General features: G+C 70.6%; 21 protein-coding genes and 1 pseudogene. 20 read left to right on the top strand and 2 right to left on the bottom strand.

Annotated features, from left to right (window positions below; genetic code table 11):
* Positions 1–42 precede the first annotated feature (42 nt).
* The 11 genes from FHP06_RS04585 to FHP06_RS04635 all read left to right on the top strand — a co-directional run bounded on the left by FHP06_RS04585 (position 43) and on the right by FHP06_RS04635 (position 9,501).
* The gene (locus FHP06_RS04585; RefSeq protein WP_147684244.1) at positions 43–861 is read left to right on the top strand and encodes a hypothetical protein; all 819 of its coding nucleotides are present in this window, start codon (positions 43–45) and stop codon (positions 859–861) included.
* A complete protein-coding gene (gene cpaB, locus FHP06_RS04590) occupies positions 858–1,580 on the top strand; it encodes a Flp pilus assembly protein CpaB (RefSeq protein WP_147684246.1) in 723 nt (240 codons plus the stop codon). Before FHP06_RS04585 ends, cpaB begins: the two co-directional genes overlap by 4 nt.
* Positions 1,580–3,163 (top strand): AAA family ATPase, encoded by a 1,584-nt coding sequence (locus tag FHP06_RS04595; RefSeq protein ID WP_147684248.1) that lies wholly within the window; start codon positions 1,580–1,582, stop codon positions 3,161–3,163. The genes cpaB and FHP06_RS04595 overlap by 1 nt, the downstream gene beginning before the upstream one ends.
* Entirely contained in the window at positions 3,160–3,522 is a 363-nt protein-coding gene (locus FHP06_RS04600; RefSeq protein ID WP_147684250.1) for a TadE/TadG family type IV pilus assembly protein, read from the top strand. The genes FHP06_RS04595 and FHP06_RS04600 overlap by 4 nt, the downstream gene beginning before the upstream one ends.
* Positions 3,519–4,871, top strand: a complete 1,353-nt coding sequence (locus FHP06_RS04605) for a CpaF family protein (RefSeq protein ID WP_147684252.1) — start codon at positions 3,519–3,521, stop codon at positions 4,869–4,871. The genes FHP06_RS04600 and FHP06_RS04605 overlap by 4 nt, the downstream gene beginning before the upstream one ends.
* Complete coding sequence (locus FHP06_RS04610) at positions 4,871–5,791, top strand: type II secretion system F family protein (RefSeq protein WP_147684253.1); 921 nt, start codon at positions 4,871–4,873, stop codon at positions 5,789–5,791. Before FHP06_RS04605 ends, FHP06_RS04610 begins: the two co-directional genes overlap by 1 nt.
* Positions 5,791–6,684, top strand: a complete 894-nt coding sequence (locus FHP06_RS04615; protein ID WP_147684255.1) for a type II secretion system F family protein — start codon at positions 5,791–5,793, stop codon at positions 6,682–6,684. The genes FHP06_RS04610 and FHP06_RS04615 overlap by 1 nt, the downstream gene beginning before the upstream one ends.
* Positions 6,677–7,828 (top strand): sensor histidine kinase, encoded by a 1,152-nt coding sequence (locus FHP06_RS04620; protein ID WP_147684257.1) that lies wholly within the window; start codon positions 6,677–6,679, stop codon positions 7,826–7,828. Before FHP06_RS04615 ends, FHP06_RS04620 begins: the two co-directional genes overlap by 8 nt.
* Before the next feature lie 67 nt (positions 7,829–7,895).
* Positions 7,896–8,543 carry a response regulator gene (locus FHP06_RS04625; RefSeq protein WP_147684259.1) on the top strand — a complete coding sequence of 216 codons (648 nt, stop codon included), beginning with the start codon at positions 7,896–7,898 and terminating at the stop codon, positions 8,541–8,543.
* Positions 8,544–8,659: 116 nt separating this feature from the next.
* On the top strand, positions 8,660–8,869 hold the full coding sequence (locus tag FHP06_RS04630) for a hypothetical protein (RefSeq protein WP_147684261.1): 210 nt from the start codon (positions 8,660–8,662) through the stop codon (positions 8,867–8,869).
* Positions 8,869–9,501 (top strand): pilus assembly protein TadG-related protein, encoded by a 633-nt coding sequence (locus FHP06_RS04635; protein ID WP_147684263.1) that lies wholly within the window; start codon positions 8,869–8,871, stop codon positions 9,499–9,501. Before FHP06_RS04630 ends, FHP06_RS04635 begins: the two co-directional genes overlap by 1 nt.
* On the opposite strand, the gene FHP06_RS04640 is transcribed toward FHP06_RS04635, so the two are convergent.
* Positions 9,498–9,842, bottom strand: a complete 345-nt coding sequence (locus FHP06_RS04640) for a DUF192 domain-containing protein (RefSeq protein WP_147684265.1) — start codon at positions 9,840–9,842, stop codon at positions 9,498–9,500. The genes FHP06_RS04635 and FHP06_RS04640 overlap by 4 nt on opposite strands.
* Before the next feature lie 17 nt (positions 9,843–9,859).
* Between FHP06_RS04640 and FHP06_RS04645 the strand changes: the two genes are divergently transcribed.
* From FHP06_RS04645 to FHP06_RS04675, 8 genes and pseudogenes are all read left to right on the top strand, one after another.
* Entirely contained in the window at positions 9,860–10,249 is a 390-nt protein-coding gene (locus tag FHP06_RS04645; protein WP_147684267.1) for a hypothetical protein, read from the top strand.
* A 4-nt stretch (positions 10,250–10,253) separates the two neighbouring features.
* On the top strand, positions 10,254–10,838 hold the full coding sequence (locus FHP06_RS04650) for a hypothetical protein (RefSeq protein WP_147684269.1): 585 nt from the start codon (positions 10,254–10,256) through the stop codon (positions 10,836–10,838).
* 82 nt (positions 10,839–10,920) lie between these two features.
* Positions 10,921–12,216: a hypothetical protein gene (locus tag FHP06_RS04655; protein ID WP_147684271.1), complete on the top strand. Its 1,296-nt coding sequence runs from the start codon at positions 10,921–10,923 to the stop codon at positions 12,214–12,216.
* Positions 12,216–12,632 carry a DUF3592 domain-containing protein gene (locus tag FHP06_RS04660; protein ID WP_147684273.1) on the top strand — a complete coding sequence of 139 codons (417 nt, stop codon included), beginning with the start codon at positions 12,216–12,218 and terminating at the stop codon, positions 12,630–12,632. Before FHP06_RS04655 ends, FHP06_RS04660 begins: the two co-directional genes overlap by 1 nt.
* 221 nt (positions 12,633–12,853) lie before the next feature.
* Complete coding sequence (locus FHP06_RS04665) at positions 12,854–13,522, top strand: DUF222 domain-containing protein (RefSeq protein ID WP_147684275.1); 669 nt, start codon at positions 12,854–12,856, stop codon at positions 13,520–13,522.
* The gene (locus FHP06_RS04670) at positions 13,455–14,042 is read left to right on the top strand and encodes an HNH endonuclease (RefSeq protein ID WP_147684277.1); all 588 of its coding nucleotides are present in this window, start codon (positions 13,455–13,457) and stop codon (positions 14,040–14,042) included. The genes FHP06_RS04665 and FHP06_RS04670 overlap by 68 nt, the downstream gene beginning before the upstream one ends.
* A gap of 20 nt (positions 14,043–14,062) precedes the next feature.
* Positions 14,063–14,236 (top strand): hypothetical protein, encoded by a 174-nt coding sequence (locus FHP06_RS16100; RefSeq protein ID WP_222706363.1) that lies wholly within the window; start codon positions 14,063–14,065, stop codon positions 14,234–14,236.
* An 18-nt stretch (positions 14,237–14,254) separates the two neighbouring features.
* Positions 14,255–14,842: pseudogene (locus tag FHP06_RS04675) on the top strand (inositol monophosphatase family protein); the annotation flags it as partial.
* A gap of 73 nt (positions 14,843–14,915) precedes the next feature.
* On the opposite strand, the gene FHP06_RS04680 reads toward FHP06_RS04675, so the two are convergent.
* Positions 14,916–16,295, bottom strand: a complete 1,380-nt coding sequence (locus FHP06_RS04680; RefSeq protein WP_230973407.1) for a WS/DGAT/MGAT family O-acyltransferase — start codon at positions 16,293–16,295, stop codon at positions 14,916–14,918.
* Positions 16,296–16,405: 110 nt separating this feature from the next.
* Between FHP06_RS04680 and FHP06_RS04685 the strand changes: the two genes are divergently transcribed.
* Positions 16,406–17,458 carry an alpha/beta hydrolase gene (locus FHP06_RS04685; protein ID WP_147684280.1) on the top strand — a complete coding sequence of 351 codons (1,053 nt, stop codon included), beginning with the start codon at positions 16,406–16,408 and terminating at the stop codon, positions 17,456–17,458.
* Positions 17,459–17,465: the final 7 nt, after the last annotated feature.

Raw genomic sequence — 17,465 nt, forward strand, 5'->3', positions numbered from 1 at the left:
ATGCCGGGCCGCTCACCGGGGGGTGCGTCAATGGGCAGCCGCATGGTCCTGGCGACCCCGTTGAGGTCCTCCTTGGGACTCTCCGGCGAGCACGACGGCCTCGCCGTCGTCGATCTCCGCCACCCTGACGCGGTCGAGTCCGTCCTCGGGCGCCTCCACGACGGCGGCGACGTCCCGATCGTCACCTGCGCGGCCGCCGACGAGGAAGCCGTCCGCCGGCTCATCACCTTCACGCAGATCCGCTACCCCGGGTTCCGTGCCTGCCTCGAGCCGCTGCCCGGCACCCCGCTCGCCGTCGGCGTCGTCTCCTCCCTCGTCGACGACCTGCACGGCGACGACGTCTTCGCCTGGCGCCTCGCCGCGCTCGACCTGCTGCGCGCGTCGCTGTGGTCCGCAGTGTGGCTGCCGAGCGTCACCGGCCTCTCGACGCCGACGCCGTCCCTGTTCCAGCACGTCCGTTCCTGGCTGCCCGGCTCGGGCTTCCTGGCGGTCGCCGCCCCGGAGCCGCGCGTCCTGCCCGCTCGCTCCGCCCCGGTCTCCGGCGTCGAGGCCCGGCCCGACTCCGCCCTGATCCACTCCCCGCTGACGCGGCCCACCTGGGTCGTCGACGCCGTCGCGAAGGCTGTGCAGCCACAGTCCGTCAGTGCCGTGGAGACCGTCCGTGAGCCGATCGACGTCTACGGCACCGAGGCCGCGGTCGAGCTGGTCGCCGTCCCGGTCTCCTTCGCGTCGGCCTCCCGGCCCGACTCGGCGGCCGTCGTCGCCTGTCCGGCGTGCGGCGTCCGCCACGCTCGGCCCACCTGCCCCGTCTGCAAGATGAGCGCCCAGCCCGGGCGCGCGACCCAAGGAGCTCGTCCGTGAACCCCCGTCAACGACGTGGCGTGATCTTCATGCTGCTCGCCGGCCTGACGGCCCTCATCCTGTTCTTCGTCGCGGTGAACTACGTCAGCTCGGTGAACGCCAAGGTGTCGCCCACCGTCACGGTCTACCAGGCGGCCAAGCAGATCGACGCGTACTCCGTCGTCGACGAGGGCGACCTCGAGGCCGTGAAGGTCCCCAAGAAGTGGACGTCGCCGGAGACCATCGACGAGAAGCGCACCCTCGTCGGCCGCCGGGTCAGCTTCAACGTCGCCAAGGGCACGTACCTCGGCACCGACATGCTCCTGCCGCCGTCGTCGCTGAACCGCGACGAGCGCGAGATCGCCCTGACCGTCGACGCCAAGACCGGCATCGCCGGCCGCGTGCGCTCCGGTGACTTCGTCGACGTGTACGCCGTGTTCGGCGAGGACGCCGGCCGCGGCGCGTCGCGGGTGCTCGTGCGCGGTGTCCGCGTGGTGTCGGTGCGCGGCATCGAGACCCGCAGTGAGACGTCGTCGCGCGACGAGCTCGAGCAGCAGCAGGTCATCCCGGTGACCCTGGCGCTCAAGCCCACGGCGGCCCTGGCCGTCACGTACGCCGACGCGTTCGCGAAGTCCGTCCGGCTCGTCGGCCTCCCGCCGGAGGCCAACGCCCAGAACCGCTCGTCGGAGCGCTCCTCCATCGACGCCGACGACCTGTCACTCCCGGGAGGTGGCGGCTGATGTCGCACAGCGTCCTCATCGCAGCAGCCGAGCAGACCACCGGCTACGAGCTCCGCGCCCGGGTCGAGGAGCTCGAGGACTTCTTCGTCATCGACCTCGCCGACTCCACCGAGCGGCTGCACCGCCTGGTCGCGCAGCACGACCCGGAGATCGTGCTCGTGCACGACGCCCTCGGGCCGGTCCCGGTGCTGCAGACCATCCGGGACGTCGTGGCCCGTCGTCCCGGCACCGCCATCGTGCTGGTCACCGACGACGTCTCCCCCGCGTCGTTCACCGCGGCCATCGACGCCGGCGCGCGCGCCGTCCTGCCCGACCCGATCACCCACGAGGAGCTCGAGCTGCGGCTCACCGCGGCCGCCGACTGGGTGGTCCAGATGCGGCGCCACCTCTCGGCCGAGGCGCTCGACCCCGAGCTCGGCTCGCGCGGCCGGCTCGTCAGCGTCGTCGGCGCCAAGGGCGGCGTCGGCACGTCCACGATCGCCGTCCACCTTGCGCACGACGCGGTCACCCGCGTGCCCGGGCGCAGCGTCTGCCTGCTCGACCTGGACCTCGACCACGGCGACGTCTCCGACCTGCTCGGCATCACGCACCGCCTCGACGTCTCCGACCTGGCGAAGGTCGCCGACGACCTCACCGCCCAGACGATCGGCTCGGCCATCCACCGCGGGCCCACCGGCCTGTCCACCCTCCTCGCGCCGCAGCGCATCGAGGACGTCGGCGAGGTGGGCGAGCGGGAGACGGTGCTGATCCTCGCTGCCGTCCGGCGCCAGTTCGACCTGGTGATCGTCGACTGCGGCGCCTCAGTGACGCCCGCGTCGGCCGCGGCCGTCGAGTCCGCGGACGACGTCCTCCTGGTCACCACGCCGGACCTGCTGGCGCTGCGCGGCGCGCACCGCGTCGCCGAGCAGTGGAAGCGGGTCGGCGCCCGGTCGATCGAGACGGCGAAGATCGTGCTCAACCGGGTCAGCCGCGACAGCGACATCCAGCCCGACACCGCGGCGCGGCTGCTGCCGGCAGCGCCCCTGGAGGTCACGCTCCCCGACGCGTTCAAGACGCTGCAGCGCGGGCTGAACCACCAGGACCCGGCCCAGATCCAGGCCAAGGCCTGGTGGAGCCGCATCGAGGACCTCGCCGCCGAGGTCGACACGGTCCCGCGCGAGCGCCGGTCGGAGTCGCGCGGGCGGCAGCGCAAGTCGCTGTTCCGTCAGCGCAAGGAGGCCGAGCCCACGACGGAGCCGGTCGCCGAGGAGGGCCAGGCCACGCTCGAGTTCGTCGGCACGATCTGGCTCGTCATCACCCTGATGGTCGTGATGTGGCAGGTCGCCCTGTGGGGCGTCTCGGCCGCGTTCACCAGCCACGCCGCCGACGAGGCCGCACGCGAGGCCGGCCTCGGCAGCAGCATCGAGAAGATCACGGACGAGGCCGAGAACTCGGTGCCGACGTGGTTCCGCAGCGACATGCACGTCACGCGCACGGCCAGCGGCACGGTGAAGGTCCGCAGTGAGCTGCCGATCCTCCTGCCGGCGGTCAGCGTCGACGGCCTGTCGTTCACCTCCGAGGTCGAGGTGGTGGAGGAACGGTGACTGCTCGGCAGGGGTGCCGGGCCCTGGGCGGCAAGAATGAGCAGGGCACGAGCACGCTCGAGGTCGCGGGCATGGCGCCGCTGGTGGCGCTGCTCGTCCTCATCCTGGTGCAGTCGGCGGTGACGCTCTACGCCGTCACCACCGCCCAGACCGCGGCCCGCCAGGGGGCGCGGGCGATGTCGCAGGGCGACGCCCCGTCCGGTGTCGTGCGCGGCTCCGTGCCCGACTGGATGGACGTCACCACGACCACGTTCGGGCCCGGCAGCGGCGTGAAGGTCGTCGTCGACGTCCCCGACCTCATCCCCGCCATGAACCTGACGATCACCCGCAAGGCGGTCATGCCAGGAGACAGCCCATGAGACGCAACACCTTCGGCGCCGGATCGGTGCGCCAGAGCGACCCCGAGAGCCGCCCCGACAACGTCCTGGCCGAGGAGGCCGACGACGCTCTGGTGGCGGACTTCCGCGAGAAGCTGCTCGACGAGATCGACCTGACCGAGCTGTCGAAGCTCGACCTGACCCAGCGACGCGCCCGTCTCGAGCGGGTGATGACCCACCTCGTCGCGAGCAAGGGACCGCTGCTCTCCAGCCGCGAGCGCACCGCCCTGATCCGCCGCGTCGTCGCGGAGGCGCTGGGTCTCGGCGTGCTCGAGCCCCTGCTCGCCGACGACGCCATCACCGAGATCATGGTCAACGGTCCGGACCAGATCTTCGTCGAGCGCAACGGCCAGGTGCAGCTCGCGAACGTCCGGTTCGTCAACAACGAGCAGCTGCTGCAGACCATCGACCGCATCGTGTCGCAGGTCAACCGCCGCGTCGACGAGTCCAGCCCGATGGTCGACGCCCGTCTCCCCGAGCGCGGCGAGCGCGTCAACGTCATCCTCCCGCCGCTGTCCCTCGACGGGCCCGTGGTCACCATCCGCAAGTTCCCCCGCGCGTTCACGCTGGAGGAGCTGATCGGCAACGGCACGCTCGACGCCGACACTGCGCGGCTGCTCGGCGCCTGCGTCCGCGCGAAGCTGAACATCCTGGTGTCCGGCGGCACCGGCTCCGGCAAGACGACGCTGCTGAACTCGCTGTCGGCGTTCATCCCCGACCGCGAGCGCATCGTCACCATCGAGGACGCCGCCGAGCTGTCGCTGCAGCAGAACCACGTCATCCGCCTGGAGTCCCGCCCACCGAACGTCGAGGGCAAGGGCCAGGTCACGATCCGCGACCTCGTTCGCAACTCGCTGCGCATGCGGCCTGACCGCATCGTCGTCGGCGAGGTCCGCGGCGGCGAGACGATGGACATGCTCTCGGCGATGAACACCGGTCACGAGGGGTCGCTGACGACGATCCACGCCAACAGCCCGATCGAGGCGCTCAGCCGCGCCGAGACGCTCGCGAGCATGAGCGACCTCGAGCTGCCGTTCGCCGCCGTGCAGGAGCAGGTGAACAACGCGATCGACATCATCGTGCAGCTCGACCGCGGGCCCACGGGCTCGCGCCGCGTCAGCGAAGCGGTGTACGTCGCGTCCAAGGGGCGCGAGCCGTACCGCCTGCAGCCGATCTCGGTGTTCGAGCTCGACGACTCCGTCGGCCCCAACGGTGAGCTGCACGGCCGGCACCGCATCCGCGCACTCCCCCTCGCCCTGGCCCGACGCCTCCGCCACACCGGCGAGGAGTTCGTCGTGAACCCCGAGGCGGCACCGGAGGAGTCCGCCTGATGGCCCTGACCCTCCTGCTCGTCTGCGTCGTCCTCGCCCTGGTCATCTACGCGCTGTTCCAGTTCTGGACCGACCTCGGAGAGCAGGCGCAGGTGCTGCGGGCGGTCAACCCCGACCTGGTCGAGACGGCCGCGCTGCAGCGACGCACCCGGCTCGACCGGGCCGTCGTCCGCAGCCCGTGGGGGCCGCAGGTGCAGGACGCGCTCATGCTCACCGGGCTGTCCCTGTCCCCCAGCCGGTTCGTGATCGCGTGTGCCGTCATCTGCCTCACGATCGGGTTCGTCCTCGGCCTGATGCTGTCGTGGCTGCTCTTCCCGGTCGGCGCGTTCCTCGGCTTCCTGCTCATCCGGCAGTACGTCCGGCGTCAGCGCGAGCGGCGCAAGGAGGACTTCATCGCCCAGATGCCGGAGCTGGCGCGCACCCTCTCCAACGCGTCGTCGGCCGGCCTGTCCATCCGGACGTCCGTGGCCATGGCCGCCGACGAGCTGTCCGAGCCGGCCCGTACCGAGCTGCGCACCGTCTCCGAGGAGCTGAACCTCGGCGTCCCGCTCGACCAGGCGCTCTCGGACATGGAGCGCCGGCTGCCGTCGCGCGAGCTGGCGATCCTGGTGAGCTCGCTGATCGTCAGCGCCCGCTCCGGCGGCGCCCTCGTCAGTGCCCTCCGCGACATCTCCGACACCCTCGAGACCCGCAAGGAGGTGCGGCGCGAGATCCGCACCACCTACGCCCAGACCGTTGCCACCGCGTACGCGGTCCTGGGCGTCGGCACGCTGTCGCTGTTCCTGCTCGAGGGCCTGCACTCCGGCACCGTCGACGCGATGCTGCGCAACCCCATCGGCACGGCGTCAATCGTCTTCGCCGGGGCCGTCTACGCCGGGAGCATCTGGGCCATCCGCCGCATGACGAGGATCGACATCTGATGTTCCCCCTCGTCTTCGGCCTCGCCCTCACCGGCTGCTTCGTGCTGTTCGTCGTCGGCTGGCGCATGGCCGGCGCCGACACCCTGGCCAACTGGGACGTCGCCGACATCATGCTGCTGCGCGACGAGAACCGGCGGAAGCGTCGCGCCGGACCCGTCGACCGCCTGGCCCGACGGCTCGCCCCGCAGCTCTCGATCCTGCTCGGCCCTCGCATCCTGGCCAACATCCGGCGCCGCATCGACCTCGCCGGCCGGCCCGAGGGCATGACGGTCGAGTCGTTCCTGCAGCTGATCGTCAAGTACGGCCTGTTCCTCGGCACGGCTGCGTTCGCGTTCATCCTGCTCGGCAACTTCCTGTCGGCGATCATCGCGATCCTCGCCATCCCGGTGCTGCCGTTCACCCGGCTGTCCGGGCAGCAGCGCAAGCGGCGCACCCAGATCGACGACGACCTCCCCGACTTCCTCGACGTCCTCGCGGTCACCGTCGGTGCGGGCATCGGCTTCCGGTCCGCGCTCGACCGCGTGTCGGCCCGGTTCACCGGCCCGCTGCGCGACGAGCTGAGCTTCACGCTGCACCAGCTCGACGTCGGCGTGCCGCGTCGTCAGGCCTTCACGAACCTGCGCGACCGCAGCGACTCCGAGGCGATGGGCTCGTTCGTCTCGGCGTTCCTGCAGGCCGAGGAGCTCGGTGCGCCACTGGCCGAGACGCTGTCCGGCATCGCCCAGGACAGCCGGCGCGAGGCGTCGCAGCGGGCCAGGCAGCGTGCGGCCCGCATGGTGCCGCGCGTGACGCTGCTCGTGTCCACGGTCATGGTGCCGCCGAGCATCATCATGATCGTCGTCGGCCTCTACCTCGGCTCGGACGTCGACTTCGGGAGCCTCTTCAATGGATGAGCAGCCTCTCGTCGAGCGGATCGTCCGCTTCGCGTTCCTGATCCGGCTCGCCGCGCTGCTGCTCGTGGTCTTCGTCCCGAGCGAGATCAGCCGATCGCCCGTCGGCCTCACCGCGGTCGGATTCATCACGCTGACCAGCGCGTTCGGCCTCTACGTCACCTCGTCGTTCACGAGCAGCGTGTCCGCGCACCCGATCCTGCTGGTGCTCGACGTGCTGGTGGCGTCGGTGATCGGCGCCGTCGTCGGCCCGGACAGCCCGCTCATGCTCTACACGCTGAGCACGGCCGTGCTGATCGGCATCCTGCTCAGGCCGCGCACGGGGGTCATGGTGCTGGCCATCCTGCTGTCGTCGTTCGCGCTCGTCGGCATCGCGCAGTCCGACCCGGCCCCGATCGCCACCCAGGTCCTGCTCCCGGTCTGCTGCGTGACCGTGTGCGCGCTCGGCACCATCACGCGGGTGCTGCACACGACGGCGATGCGCGAGGCCGCGGAGGTCCGGCGGCTGAGCGAGGACGCCGCCCGCGAGCGCGAGCGCGCCCGGCTGGCCCGCGACATGCACGACTCCGTCGCCAAGTCCCTGCACGGCATCGGCCTGGCCGCCGCGGCACTCCCCACCTGGGCCGAGACCGCGCCCGAGCTGCTGCCGGAACGGGCCCGTGAGCTCCAGCAGGCCGCCGAGGTGGCCTCGCAGGACGCCCGCGAGATCCTCGTCGACCTGCGCACCACCACCGACGACCGCACCCTCGCCCAGCAGCTGCGCGCCATGACCGACGACCTCGCCCAGGGCGGCGTCAAGGCCGAGCTGACCGTCGAGGGCATCGGCGACTGCGACCACGCCATCAAGCGCGAGCTGGTCAGCATCGCCGGCGAGGCCGTCGAGAACGTCCGCCGGCACAGCGGCGCCCGCACCGTCGAGCTGAGCTGCGTCGGCACCGACGGCGAGATCGTCGTCCGCATCACCGACGACGGCCGCGGCTTCGAGCCCGGCCACACCCCCGACGGCCACTACGGCCTGGTGGGGATGCGCGAACGCGCGGAGGCGGTCGGCGGCCGCCTCGAGGTGACCTCGGCGCCAGGCCGCGGCACCACGGTCGAGGTGCACGCACCTCGCCAGTCAGCATCACTTCCGGGGGGAACACGATGAGCACCCCACGGCGTTCTTCGCCTCCCCCGCTTCGCTCCGCCGTCGAACAACACCGAGGGGACCCCGCATGACCGATCCGATCCGCGTGCTGGTGGTCGACGACAACGCCGTCGTCCGCATGGGCCTGCGCAACCTCCTCGACGCCCGCGAGGAGATCGAGGTGGTCGGCGAGGCCGACAACGGCGAGGACGCCGTGAAGGAGAACCTCCGGCTCGAGCCCGACGTCGTGCTGTGCGACGTGCGGATGCCCGGTCTCGACGGCGTCGGCGCTGCCACCCAGATGTCGCCCACCACCAACGTCCTGATGCTCACCTACTCCGACGACCTCGACGTCATCCGCGGCGCGATGGCCGCCGGCGCCAAGGGCTACCTCGTGCACGGGGCGCACCAGCCTGACGAGATCGTCGCCGCCGTCGTCAGCGCGTCGCGGGGCTCGTCGGTGCTCGGCCCGGCGGCGGCGAAGGCGTTGCTGACCGATCCCGCGCCGGCCCCGTCGGTCGACCGCTCCCGCTGGGGACTGACGGCCCGCGAGGGCGAGGTGATGGAGAAGGTGGCCCTCGGCCTCACGAACCGCGAGATCGCGAAGGCCTGCTTCCTGGCCGAGAAGACGGTCAAGAACCACCTCAACAACATCTTCCCGAAGCTCGGCGTCACCACCCGGGCCGAGGCGGTCAGCGTGTGGCTCGGCGCCGCCAGACCCACTGAGAACGCCTGAGAAGTTGGGCCCGGCTTGGGCCTTCGGGCCCATGAAAGCGGGCTTCCGGGCCACCTAACGTCGTGGTCATCAAGGACCTCCCGAAACACCAGAAGCTCACCAACAAAGGGGAAACCATGTACGACCAGGCTCTGAAGCTCTACAGCACGATGATCGCCCTCACCGTCGCACCGAAGGACGAGAAGGGCCAGGGCACGCTCGAGTACCTCGGCATCGTCATCATCGCCGCGCTGCTCGTCACCGCCATCGTCGGTGCGGTCAAGGGCGTCGACATCGCCAAGGTGGTCACCGACCAGATCAAGAAGATCACGGACCTCGGCGGCTGATGAAGCTCCGTCCCACTCAGCAGGGAGATCGCGGCGCCGCCGCGGTCTCCCTGCTGACGGTCGGGATCATCATCTCCCTCGCGATCATCGCGGTGATGGCGATCCCGCTCACCCAGGCGTCGGACGCGAAGGCGAAGAGCCGGTCCGCCGCCGACGCCGCCGCCCTCGCCGGCGCCGACCACGTCCGCCTCGAGCTCAAGGAGCAGCTGTCCCTCAAGGGCTGGCTCGGCGGCTGGGGCAACCTGCCGATCTTCGACGGCGGTCTTGCCGCCGCGCGAACGTACGCCGAGCGGAACGACGCCACCCTCGTGGCCTACCAGCGGCCGTCGTTCGACAACGGCTTCACCGCCTACGCCCGCGTGGAGGGCCGCACCGTCAAGGGCGAGGTCACCCGCAGCGAGGCGTGGGCGAAGCTCTCGCTCCCGGACTGCCAGAAGAAGGACGACCCGGAACCCACCGAGCCGCCCCCGGACGACGACGAGGACGACGACGACGAGGACGAGCCGCCGCCCCCGCAGGGCTGGGAGTGTGCCGGCATCGAGTTCGACGTCCCGGTCGAGGGCCCGCCGCACCTGAGCGTCGACATCATCGACGCCCTGTTCAACGACTCCAACGCGAAGCTGGTCGACTAGTCGTGACCTGCCTCCACGACCGAGCCGGGCTTCAGGCCCCACGGCTCGAACGCCCCGGCCTCCGCCTCGATCACCGAGCGGCACCGCAGCTTCACGGCCGACAGCCGACCCGGGCGCATGGTCTGCGTGTGCAGCACGACGCCGTCCTTGTCCACGAGCGCGACGTCGATCGCGAATCGCATGCCGAACGTGTGCACGTGGCGGCACGGCCGCAGCCAGAACGCCCCGTCGACCCTGTCGCGCCTCAGGAGCCCGTGCCGTCGCCTGCCGAAGGTGTCCGCCAGCTCCAGCGGCGCCACCTCGCGTCCGTCGACCAGCAACGAGTCCCCCGTCGTGTTCACAGTGGAAAGGTAATCGCATGAGAGCCCGCATCGTTCTCGGGACCGCCCTGACCGGGGCCGTCCTGGCCATGGTCGCCGGGGTGATCGGCGGCCTCGTGGCCGCCGACCAGCTCTCCGTCGACGGCGGCGTGGGCGTCCGCGCGTTCCTCGTCGTCGCCGCCCTCGCCGTCACCGCCGTGTTCTGGTGGCTGCGGATGGAGCCGGGCGACAAGCCCGAAGCACTCTTCGCCGGCCTCATGGGCGCGTGGCTGCTCGCCATCAACACCTGGAACGGCCACGGGTTCGTCGCCCAGGTCTTCACCGACTCCTACGGCCTCGCCGCCGTGATCGACCTCGTGCTGTGGGCTGCCATCTCCTACGGCCTGGTCGCCGTCCTCGTCCGTACCTCCACACCCGCCAGGAGCTGACCCGATGCTGCGCATCCCCGTCACGATCGCCGTCCTCGCCCTCTTGCTCGCGTCCTGCGGCTCCGACGGCGGCGACGTCCCGTCCGACCAGCCGGTCAAGCCGCTGAGCGCGACGCCGAGCGGGTGGGACACCACCGACCTCGACGCCGTCACCGTCGCCACGCCGCCGGAGTGGACGAAGCTGGAGACCCAGCAGCTGTCCAAGACGCTGGAGTCCACCACCTGGCGCTCGGCCGCCCTGCCCGACGGGACGTCGGCGTCCGGGGCCGAGGTGCGCGTCATCAGCACGCCGCAGCAGTCGGCCAAGCGCGCCGCGCGAGCCCTGGCCATCGACGCGACGGCCCAGCTCCAGGGCGGCTCCATCGAGCCGGTCAAGGTCACCTGGCCGGACGCGAAGAGCGCCTACTTCCTCAGCTACACGGCGAAGACCGGCAAGCCCGGCGAGGAGAAGTCCTTCGCGACCCGCACGCTCGTGCTCGATCTGGAGGACGGCCGCCAGGTGCAGGTGACGGCGCTCTCCGGCGACCCGGCCACCACGAAGGTCCCGGCCCAGGTCCTGGGCACCGTCACGGTCACGACTGGGTCCTGATCGGGCCGTCAGGCCCATGCGTCCGGTCGACCGGGCGCCCTACCGTCACAGCACCACGCAAGACACAGACCAGGGGAAACGCATGTTCATCGGGGGAAAGCCGCGCAGTGAACGCGGTCAGGGCTCGCTGGAGTCCGTCGGGATCGTCGTGCTCGCGGCGATCCTGGCGACGTCGATCGTCGGCGTCGTCGTGCAGGCCAGTCCGAACCTGCGCGACAACGTCGCCTACCAGCTGTGCCGGATCGTCCACGTCGTCGACGGCGGCGGCTGCGACAAGCCGGGCGACCTCCGCACCGCCGACGAGCGTGTCCCCGACGAGCCGTGCGTGTCCGGCTCGCAGAGCATCTCCGCCGAGGCGTCCGCATCGGTCGTCGTCACGGTGAAGCGCGGCTACTCGTTCCTGATCGAGCGGATGTCCGACGGCACGTACAAGGTCACCCGCGTCGACACCCTCGGCGTCGGCACCGGCGTCGGGCCGGGCATCGACATCAGCCTCACCCTGGACGGCAAGAAGTACGGCGTCACGGCCATCGCCTCGGCCGACGCCATGCTCGCGGGGAAGATGGGCGAGACCTGGTACGCCGACAGCGAGGACGGCGCCAACGACATCATCAAGGACGTCATCGCGAACGACGTCGTCGACGAGGTGGTCCCCGATGCCGGCGTCGGACCGTTCAAGGCTCCGAACCCGGTGAAGTGGGCGATCAAGAAGCTCATCGGCGAGCCGGGCGACCCGGACGAGGAGTACGCCGAGGGCGGCATCGAGGGCAGCGCCGAGGCCACCGTCTCCGGCATCACCGCCGGCGCAGGTGCCAACGTGAAGGCCGAGAACTACCTGGGCGGCAAGAAGACGCCGGACGGCTACACCGCCTACTTCCGGGCGGGCATCTCCGGCAGCGCCTGGGCGAACGTCCTCAACGCCGAGGGCACCAACTACGACGGCGCGTCCGCGATGGCCGGCGGCGAGATGCTCGCCGAGCTGAACTTCGACAAGAGCGGCAAGCCGACGTCCATCAAGATGACCACCACGGTCACCCTGGACGCGGCCACCCAGGACGGCGTCGCCGAGACCGACGACCAGAAGGTCACCGAGTACTCCTTCGAGGTCCCGCTCACCGGCGACCCCGTCCACGACGCCCCGCTGTACGCCGCGCTCGCCAGCCCGGTCGCCCTGCCCGGGTTCATCGACGAGGCGCGCAAGAACGGCTACGCCACCCAGAACGTCTACTCGCAGGACCCGAACACCTACGGCCTGAACGTCGGCGGCGAGCTGCTCGGCGAGTACGGCGGGTCGATCTCCGGCGACGTCACCAACAAGGACCTCCAGGAGGCCCTGTACTGGGACGGCGAGAAGATGGCCCCCCGCCCGGACTGCTGATGCAGACCTGGCAGGCCATCCTCCTGATCACCGGCGTGCCGGTCGGCCTCGGCCTGGTGTTCTGGACGATCGCGACCCTGCGCACCCGCATGACCCGCGACTGGGTGCGCACCACCGGGCTCGTGGTCGACCGGCGCACCGGCCGGGCCGACGGCGGCATGCCGGCCATCTACCCGACGTTCCGGTGGCAGGACGGCCACGGCAACGTGCACCAGCGCACCTCGTCGGTCCGCGCGTCCCTCGGACCGGCCCCGGGCAAGCAGGTGCCGGTGCTCTACGACCCGATCGAGCCGTCCCGCGGGATCATCGACAGCTACGTCCAGAGCGGCCGGATCTTCTACCTGGTCGGCGGCATCCTGCTGGGGCTCGGCCTGGTCGCGGGGCTGCTCGCGACGTACCTCGCCTGGTCGATCTAGGGGTCTGAGCGCTTTCGTCGCCGATGTGCGCTCGGCGGTGAGCAGGCGTCCACCGTCCTGGCGTGTCGGCACATCAGCGTCCGCCACCCAGGTCGATCCGCGCATACCGCTGATCGCTCCTCACGGTTGTCGGTGGCGAGTGCTAGCGCGACCTGCAGAAAACCCTGAATTCACAGGGTTTTCCACTGGTATTCGAACGCTCGTTCGAGTAGAGTGGGAGCATGTTCGGGGGAACGACCACCACCATCGCGGCGATGCGCGACGCAGCGCGGGCGATGACGTCGGTGGCGGTCTCCACGGCCGACGAGCTCCGGGCCCTGGCCGCCGCGCGCGACGCGATCGAGGCCGCGATGTGCGAGCGGCTGGCCGAGATGGACCAGACCAAGGCTCACGAGGACGAGGGCGCGTCGTCGATCCGGACCTGGGGTCGCCGTGAGCTGCACCAAGACGCCGGTCGCACCGTTGCGATGGTGCGTGCCGCGTCCACGTTCCGGGACCTGCCGGCGGTAGCCGTCGCGGCTCGGGCGAGCCAGATCAGCTTCGAGCACGTCCAGGCGTTCACGTTCGCGCTCAAGCACGTCGGTCGCGCCGAGACCATCGCGTTGGCCGAGCCGTTGCTCGACGTCGCCAAGACCGTCACGCCCGGTGAGCTGTTCGCGAAGGTCCGTCAGGCCAAGGCCGTGATCCACGGCGAGGACCTGGACAAGGCCTGGCTGCGCGGCATGGCCAAGCGCGACATCAAGATCACCCGCTGCGGCGACGGCTGCTCCGCCGCGGCTATGCCCCTCGTGCGGCGGCTCCATTGTCACCGGATTCCTGGACGTGGAGACCGGCGCCAAGCTCAAGACGATCCTGACCAACCTGTCGGTTCCGCGCGACGCCGGCGATGAGCGCAGCCCGGCCGAACGCCGGATGGATGCCCTCGACGACGTCTGCACCAGCGTCCTGGAGAACGGTCTGCCGGCCGACAACGGCATCAAGCCGCACGTCTTCGTCACCGTCGAGGCCGACACCCTCCAAGCCATGGCCGACCAGGCCGCCGCCAACACCCTGGACCTGGACCTGAAGCCGGCGCACCTCGAAGGATTCGGCCCGATCGGACCCCAGCTCCTCGACCACCTCCTCTGCGGCGCCGAGATCACCCCCATCCTCATCAAGACCATCGGCGCCAACACCGAAGTCCTCGACGTCGGACGCACGGAGCGCTACGCCACCCTCAAGCAGGCCACAGCGATCCGCCTCAGACAAGGCGGCGTGTGCGCCTCACCCGGATGCCACCACCCCATCGCCCACCTCCACCACGAACGATGGTGGTCACGAGGCGGCCCCACCGACCTCGACAACCTCGTCGGCCTCTGCCGAAAGTGCCACACCCTCGTCCACACCGGACAGCTCCAGCTCACCGGATGACCGCGTGATTCGATGAGGCGGTGACCGATGACCGATCCGACGTCGAGGTGGCGATCGCAGCCGCCCAGGCCGGCGCAGGCGTGCTGATGGACATGTATGGCACGGCGCTCGAGCAGGACGCCAAGTCCGCCACCGACTTCGCCACCGCCGCCGACGTGGCGTCCGAGCGAGCGATCCTCGACATCATCCGCTGAGCTCGGACCGACGACGGATTCGTCGGCGAAGAGCTTGGCGAGGTCGGCCGCGGCAGCCGGGTCTGGCTGGTGGATCCCTTGTGCGGCACCCTCAACTTCGCCGCCAGGACGACCACGTTCTCCGTCAACGTCGCCCTGGTCCAGGACGACGCGACGACAGCAGCCGCGGTGAGCCACCCACCGAGCGGCGAGGTCCACTGGGCCGCGGACGGGTCGTTCGGCATGCTCGGGCGCGAGGGTGCGACGACTACGACACCGAACCGGCTCGTCGACATCAACGCGGACGGCCCTCTCGACCGACCCTTCGTCGGCGCTCAGCTCGCCGCCGACCCCGACCTCCGTGGACAGTTCAGCCCCCGGGTCGAGTCCACGACCCTCGCCCTCGCCTGGGTCGCGACCGGGCAGCGTCTGGCCTACCTCACCGACGGCATGCACCAGGGCAGCGTGCACTTCACCGCCGGGATCGCCCTGTGCGATGCTGCCGGGTGCGTCGTCACCGACTTCGACGGGAACGCCGTCCACACCGGACCTGGGATCGTGGCGGCCGCCGACGCCGAGACTCACACCACACTCCTGGCGTTGATCGCGAGGTACCGGGCCCGCTAGCCCCAGGCGGCCTCGAGCTCGGCCAGTGCCGTCTCGAAGATGCGTGAGCAGTCGCTGGAGCAAGCTCCAGCGATCAGCCCCACGCCGATTCCAGCTCCGACAGCGCCGTCTCAAGGTGAGTGAGCAGTCGCTGGAGATGAGGGACAGACTTCCGGCAGCCGATGAGGCCGAAGTCCAGGTACGCGTCGCGGCTGCAGAGGGTGATGTTGATGGCCTGGCCGTCGAGCACGATCGAGACCGGGTACATGCCGTCGAGCCGGGCGCCGTTGTAGTACATCGGCTCGTTCGGGCCGGGGACGTTGGACACGATGACGTTGAACGGCGGCCGCGCGTACTTGATGTAGCCGGGCACCGGCGCCAGCGCGAGCGGGAACACCTGCAGGGCGGAGTAGGCCAGGATCTGCGTCGGGGTCAGGCCGCCCAGGACCTTCTTGGCCGACCGGGACGACAGCGCGATCTCCTCCAGGCGCGTGGGGCCGCTGTCGACGTCGGTCGCGAGGTTCACGATCACCGCGCCCACCGCGTTGCCGTCCTTCGACGACGACTGGCCCGCCGACTCCGACCTCAGGGCCAGCGAGACCGGCACCATCGCGGTCATCGGCTCGTCCGGCAGGGCGTGCTGCTCGAGCAGGTACTCGCGCAGCGCACCGGACACCATCGCCAGCACGACGTCGTTCATCGTGGTGGCCGACGACTTCGCGACCCGCTTGATCCGGTCGATCTCCCACGACTGCGCGGCGAACCGTCGGGCTCCACCGACCCGGCCGTTGAGGATGGTCTTCGGAGCGCGCGGCATGGCGACGTCGCCGTCGCGGAACATCTGGCCGGCCGCCTTCAGCGCCACCGGCAGCAGCCCGGCGGCCTCACCACCCAACGCGCCGACACTGCGCAGTGCGCCCAGCACCGGCTCCAGCCCACGCTGCTCGACGTCCTTCGACGGCTTGCGGCTCGGCAGCGCCCACGGCGGCACGCAGTCGCGCCCGTCCGGGTCCTTGGACAGCGAGCGCTGCATCAGCCGCAGGGCCGAGACGCCGTCGACCATCGAGTGGTGGATCTTGTTGTAGACCGCGATGCGCCCGTCCTGCAGGCCCTCGACGACGTGCGTCTCCCACAGCGGGCGGTGGCGGTCGAGCAGCCCGCCGTGCCAGCGGGACGTCAGCTGCAGAAGCTCCCGGATGCGTCCTGGCTGAGGTAAGGCAGAGTGGCGCAGGTGGTAGTCGAAGTCGATCGTGTCGTCGTAGGTCCACCAGGCGTTGCCGAGGGAACTCACCGGCTCGGCCGGACGCTTGCGGAACAGCGGCGAGACGTTGTCCGTGGCCCGGAACGAGTCGAGCAGCTCGCGCACGAACTCGGGACCGGAGTCCTCGGGCGGCTCGAAGAGCTGCAGGCCACCGACGTGCATGGGGTGCTCTCGCGACTCCGCGAGGAGGAACATCGCGTCAGTCGGCGGCATGAACGACATCCGGGAAACCTCCCTCATCGGGGACCACGCTCGCACTACGCTAGCGATCGGACGTGCTGCACGTCACTCGACGTCGGTTCGTCCCCGGACGAAAGGGCCCCATGGGTAACCATCTGACGCTCGCCGCCGAACCGCGTTACTTCCGGGCCACGAGCCTCCAGTCCAAAATCCTCGGGCAGACGTTGCGCCACACGATCCGTCCGGTCCTCGGCGTCTGGGCCAAGCTCCCCTTCGACCTGTTCCCGCCGAACGTCATCGAGCAGATCGCCCGGCTCCTCCCCGTGCACGAGGGCACCAGCTGGCGCGGCGTCGACCTCGGCACCTGTGGCAGCGAGTGGCTGATGGCCAAGGACGTGAAGGACCTGGCCGCCGGCAACAAGAAGGCCATCGTCTACTTCCACGGCGGCGCGTTCCTCACCTGCGGCCTCAACACCCACCGTCGGCTCGTCTCGCGCATCTCGTACGCATCCGGACAGCCCGTCCTCAACGTCGGGTACCGCCAGATGCCGCGCGAGCCGATCGCCGAGTCCGTCGCCGACGGCGTCCGCGCGTTCGAGTGGCTGATGCAGCAGGGCTACCAGGCCGAGGACATCACCATCGCCGGCGACTCCGCCGGCGGCTACCTCGCCTTCAGCGTCGCCCGCGCCGTGCTCGACGAGGGCTGGGGCCGCCCGGCCGGCGTCGTGGCCATCTCACCGCTGCTCGACATCGACTCCGAGCGCAAGCGGTCGCACCCGAACGCCGACGCGTGCGAGGTGTTCCCGCTCAACGCCCTGATCCGGTTCACCGACGTCACCCTGCGCATGGACACCCGCCGCGGCATCAACGGCCGGCGCGTCTGTCCGGTCAACATGCCGTTGGCCGACATGCCGCCGTCGCTCATCCACATCGGCTCCAACGAGATCCTGATGGCCGACGCCGAGCTGATGGCCAACCGCCTCGTGGCCGCGGGCGTGCCCTGCGACCTGCATATCTGGGAGAACCAGGTCCACGTATTCCACGCTGCCGCGTCGTGGCTGCCGGAGGCGCGCCAGGCGATCGACGAGATCGCCCTGTTCCTCCAGCGGGTGGCCGACGGCTCGATCGAGGCCCCCGCGGCGGCGCCGCGTCGCACCGCCAAGCGTCGGACCGTGCAGCGCGCGGCGGCCCAATAGATTGAGC

This window comes from Aeromicrobium terrae (assembly GCF_008039565.1).
Taxonomy (GTDB): Bacteria; Actinomycetota; Actinomycetes; order Propionibacteriales; family Nocardioidaceae; genus Aeromicrobium; species Aeromicrobium terrae.

Bases quoted from the DNA above. Each gene is read 5' to 3' on its own strand.
- FHP06_RS04585 (WP_147684244.1), top strand. From the start codon at position 43: ATGGTCCTGGCGACCCCGTTGAGGTCCTCCTTGGGACTCTCCGGCGAG.
- FHP06_RS04595 (WP_147684248.1), top strand. From the start codon at position 1,580: ATGTCGCACAGCGTCCTCATCGCAGCAGCCGAGCAGACCACCGGCTAC.
- FHP06_RS04605 (WP_147684252.1), top strand. From the start codon at position 3,519: ATGAGACGCAACACCTTCGGCGCCGGATCGGTGCGCCAGAGCGACCCC.
- FHP06_RS04610 (WP_147684253.1), top strand. From the start codon at position 4,871: ATGGCCCTGACCCTCCTGCTCGTCTGCGTCGTCCTCGCCCTGGTCATC.
- FHP06_RS04615 (WP_147684255.1), top strand. From the start codon at position 5,791: ATGTTCCCCCTCGTCTTCGGCCTCGCCCTCACCGGCTGCTTCGTGCTG.
- FHP06_RS04620 (WP_147684257.1), top strand. From the start codon at position 6,677: ATGGATGAGCAGCCTCTCGTCGAGCGGATCGTCCGCTTCGCGTTCCTG.
- FHP06_RS04625 (WP_147684259.1), top strand. From the start codon at position 7,896: ATGACCGATCCGATCCGCGTGCTGGTGGTCGACGACAACGCCGTCGTC.
- FHP06_RS04630 (WP_147684261.1), top strand. From the start codon at position 8,660: ATGTACGACCAGGCTCTGAAGCTCTACAGCACGATGATCGCCCTCACC.
- FHP06_RS04635 (WP_147684263.1), top strand. From the start codon at position 8,869: ATGAAGCTCCGTCCCACTCAGCAGGGAGATCGCGGCGCCGCCGCGGTC.
- FHP06_RS04645 (WP_147684267.1), top strand. From the start codon at position 9,860: ATGAGAGCCCGCATCGTTCTCGGGACCGCCCTGACCGGGGCCGTCCTG.
- FHP06_RS04650 (WP_147684269.1), top strand. From the start codon at position 10,254: ATGCTGCGCATCCCCGTCACGATCGCCGTCCTCGCCCTCTTGCTCGCG.
- FHP06_RS04655 (WP_147684271.1), top strand. From the start codon at position 10,921: ATGTTCATCGGGGGAAAGCCGCGCAGTGAACGCGGTCAGGGCTCGCTG.
- FHP06_RS04660 (WP_147684273.1), top strand. From the start codon at position 12,216: ATGCAGACCTGGCAGGCCATCCTCCTGATCACCGGCGTGCCGGTCGGC.
- FHP06_RS04665 (WP_147684275.1), top strand. From the start codon at position 12,854: ATGTTCGGGGGAACGACCACCACCATCGCGGCGATGCGCGACGCAGCG.
- FHP06_RS04680 (WP_230973407.1), bottom strand. From the start codon at position 16,295: ATGCCGCCGACTGACGCGATGTTCCTCCTCGCGGAGTCGCGAGAGCAC.
- FHP06_RS04685 (WP_147684280.1), top strand. From the start codon at position 16,406: ATGGGTAACCATCTGACGCTCGCCGCCGAACCGCGTTACTTCCGGGCC.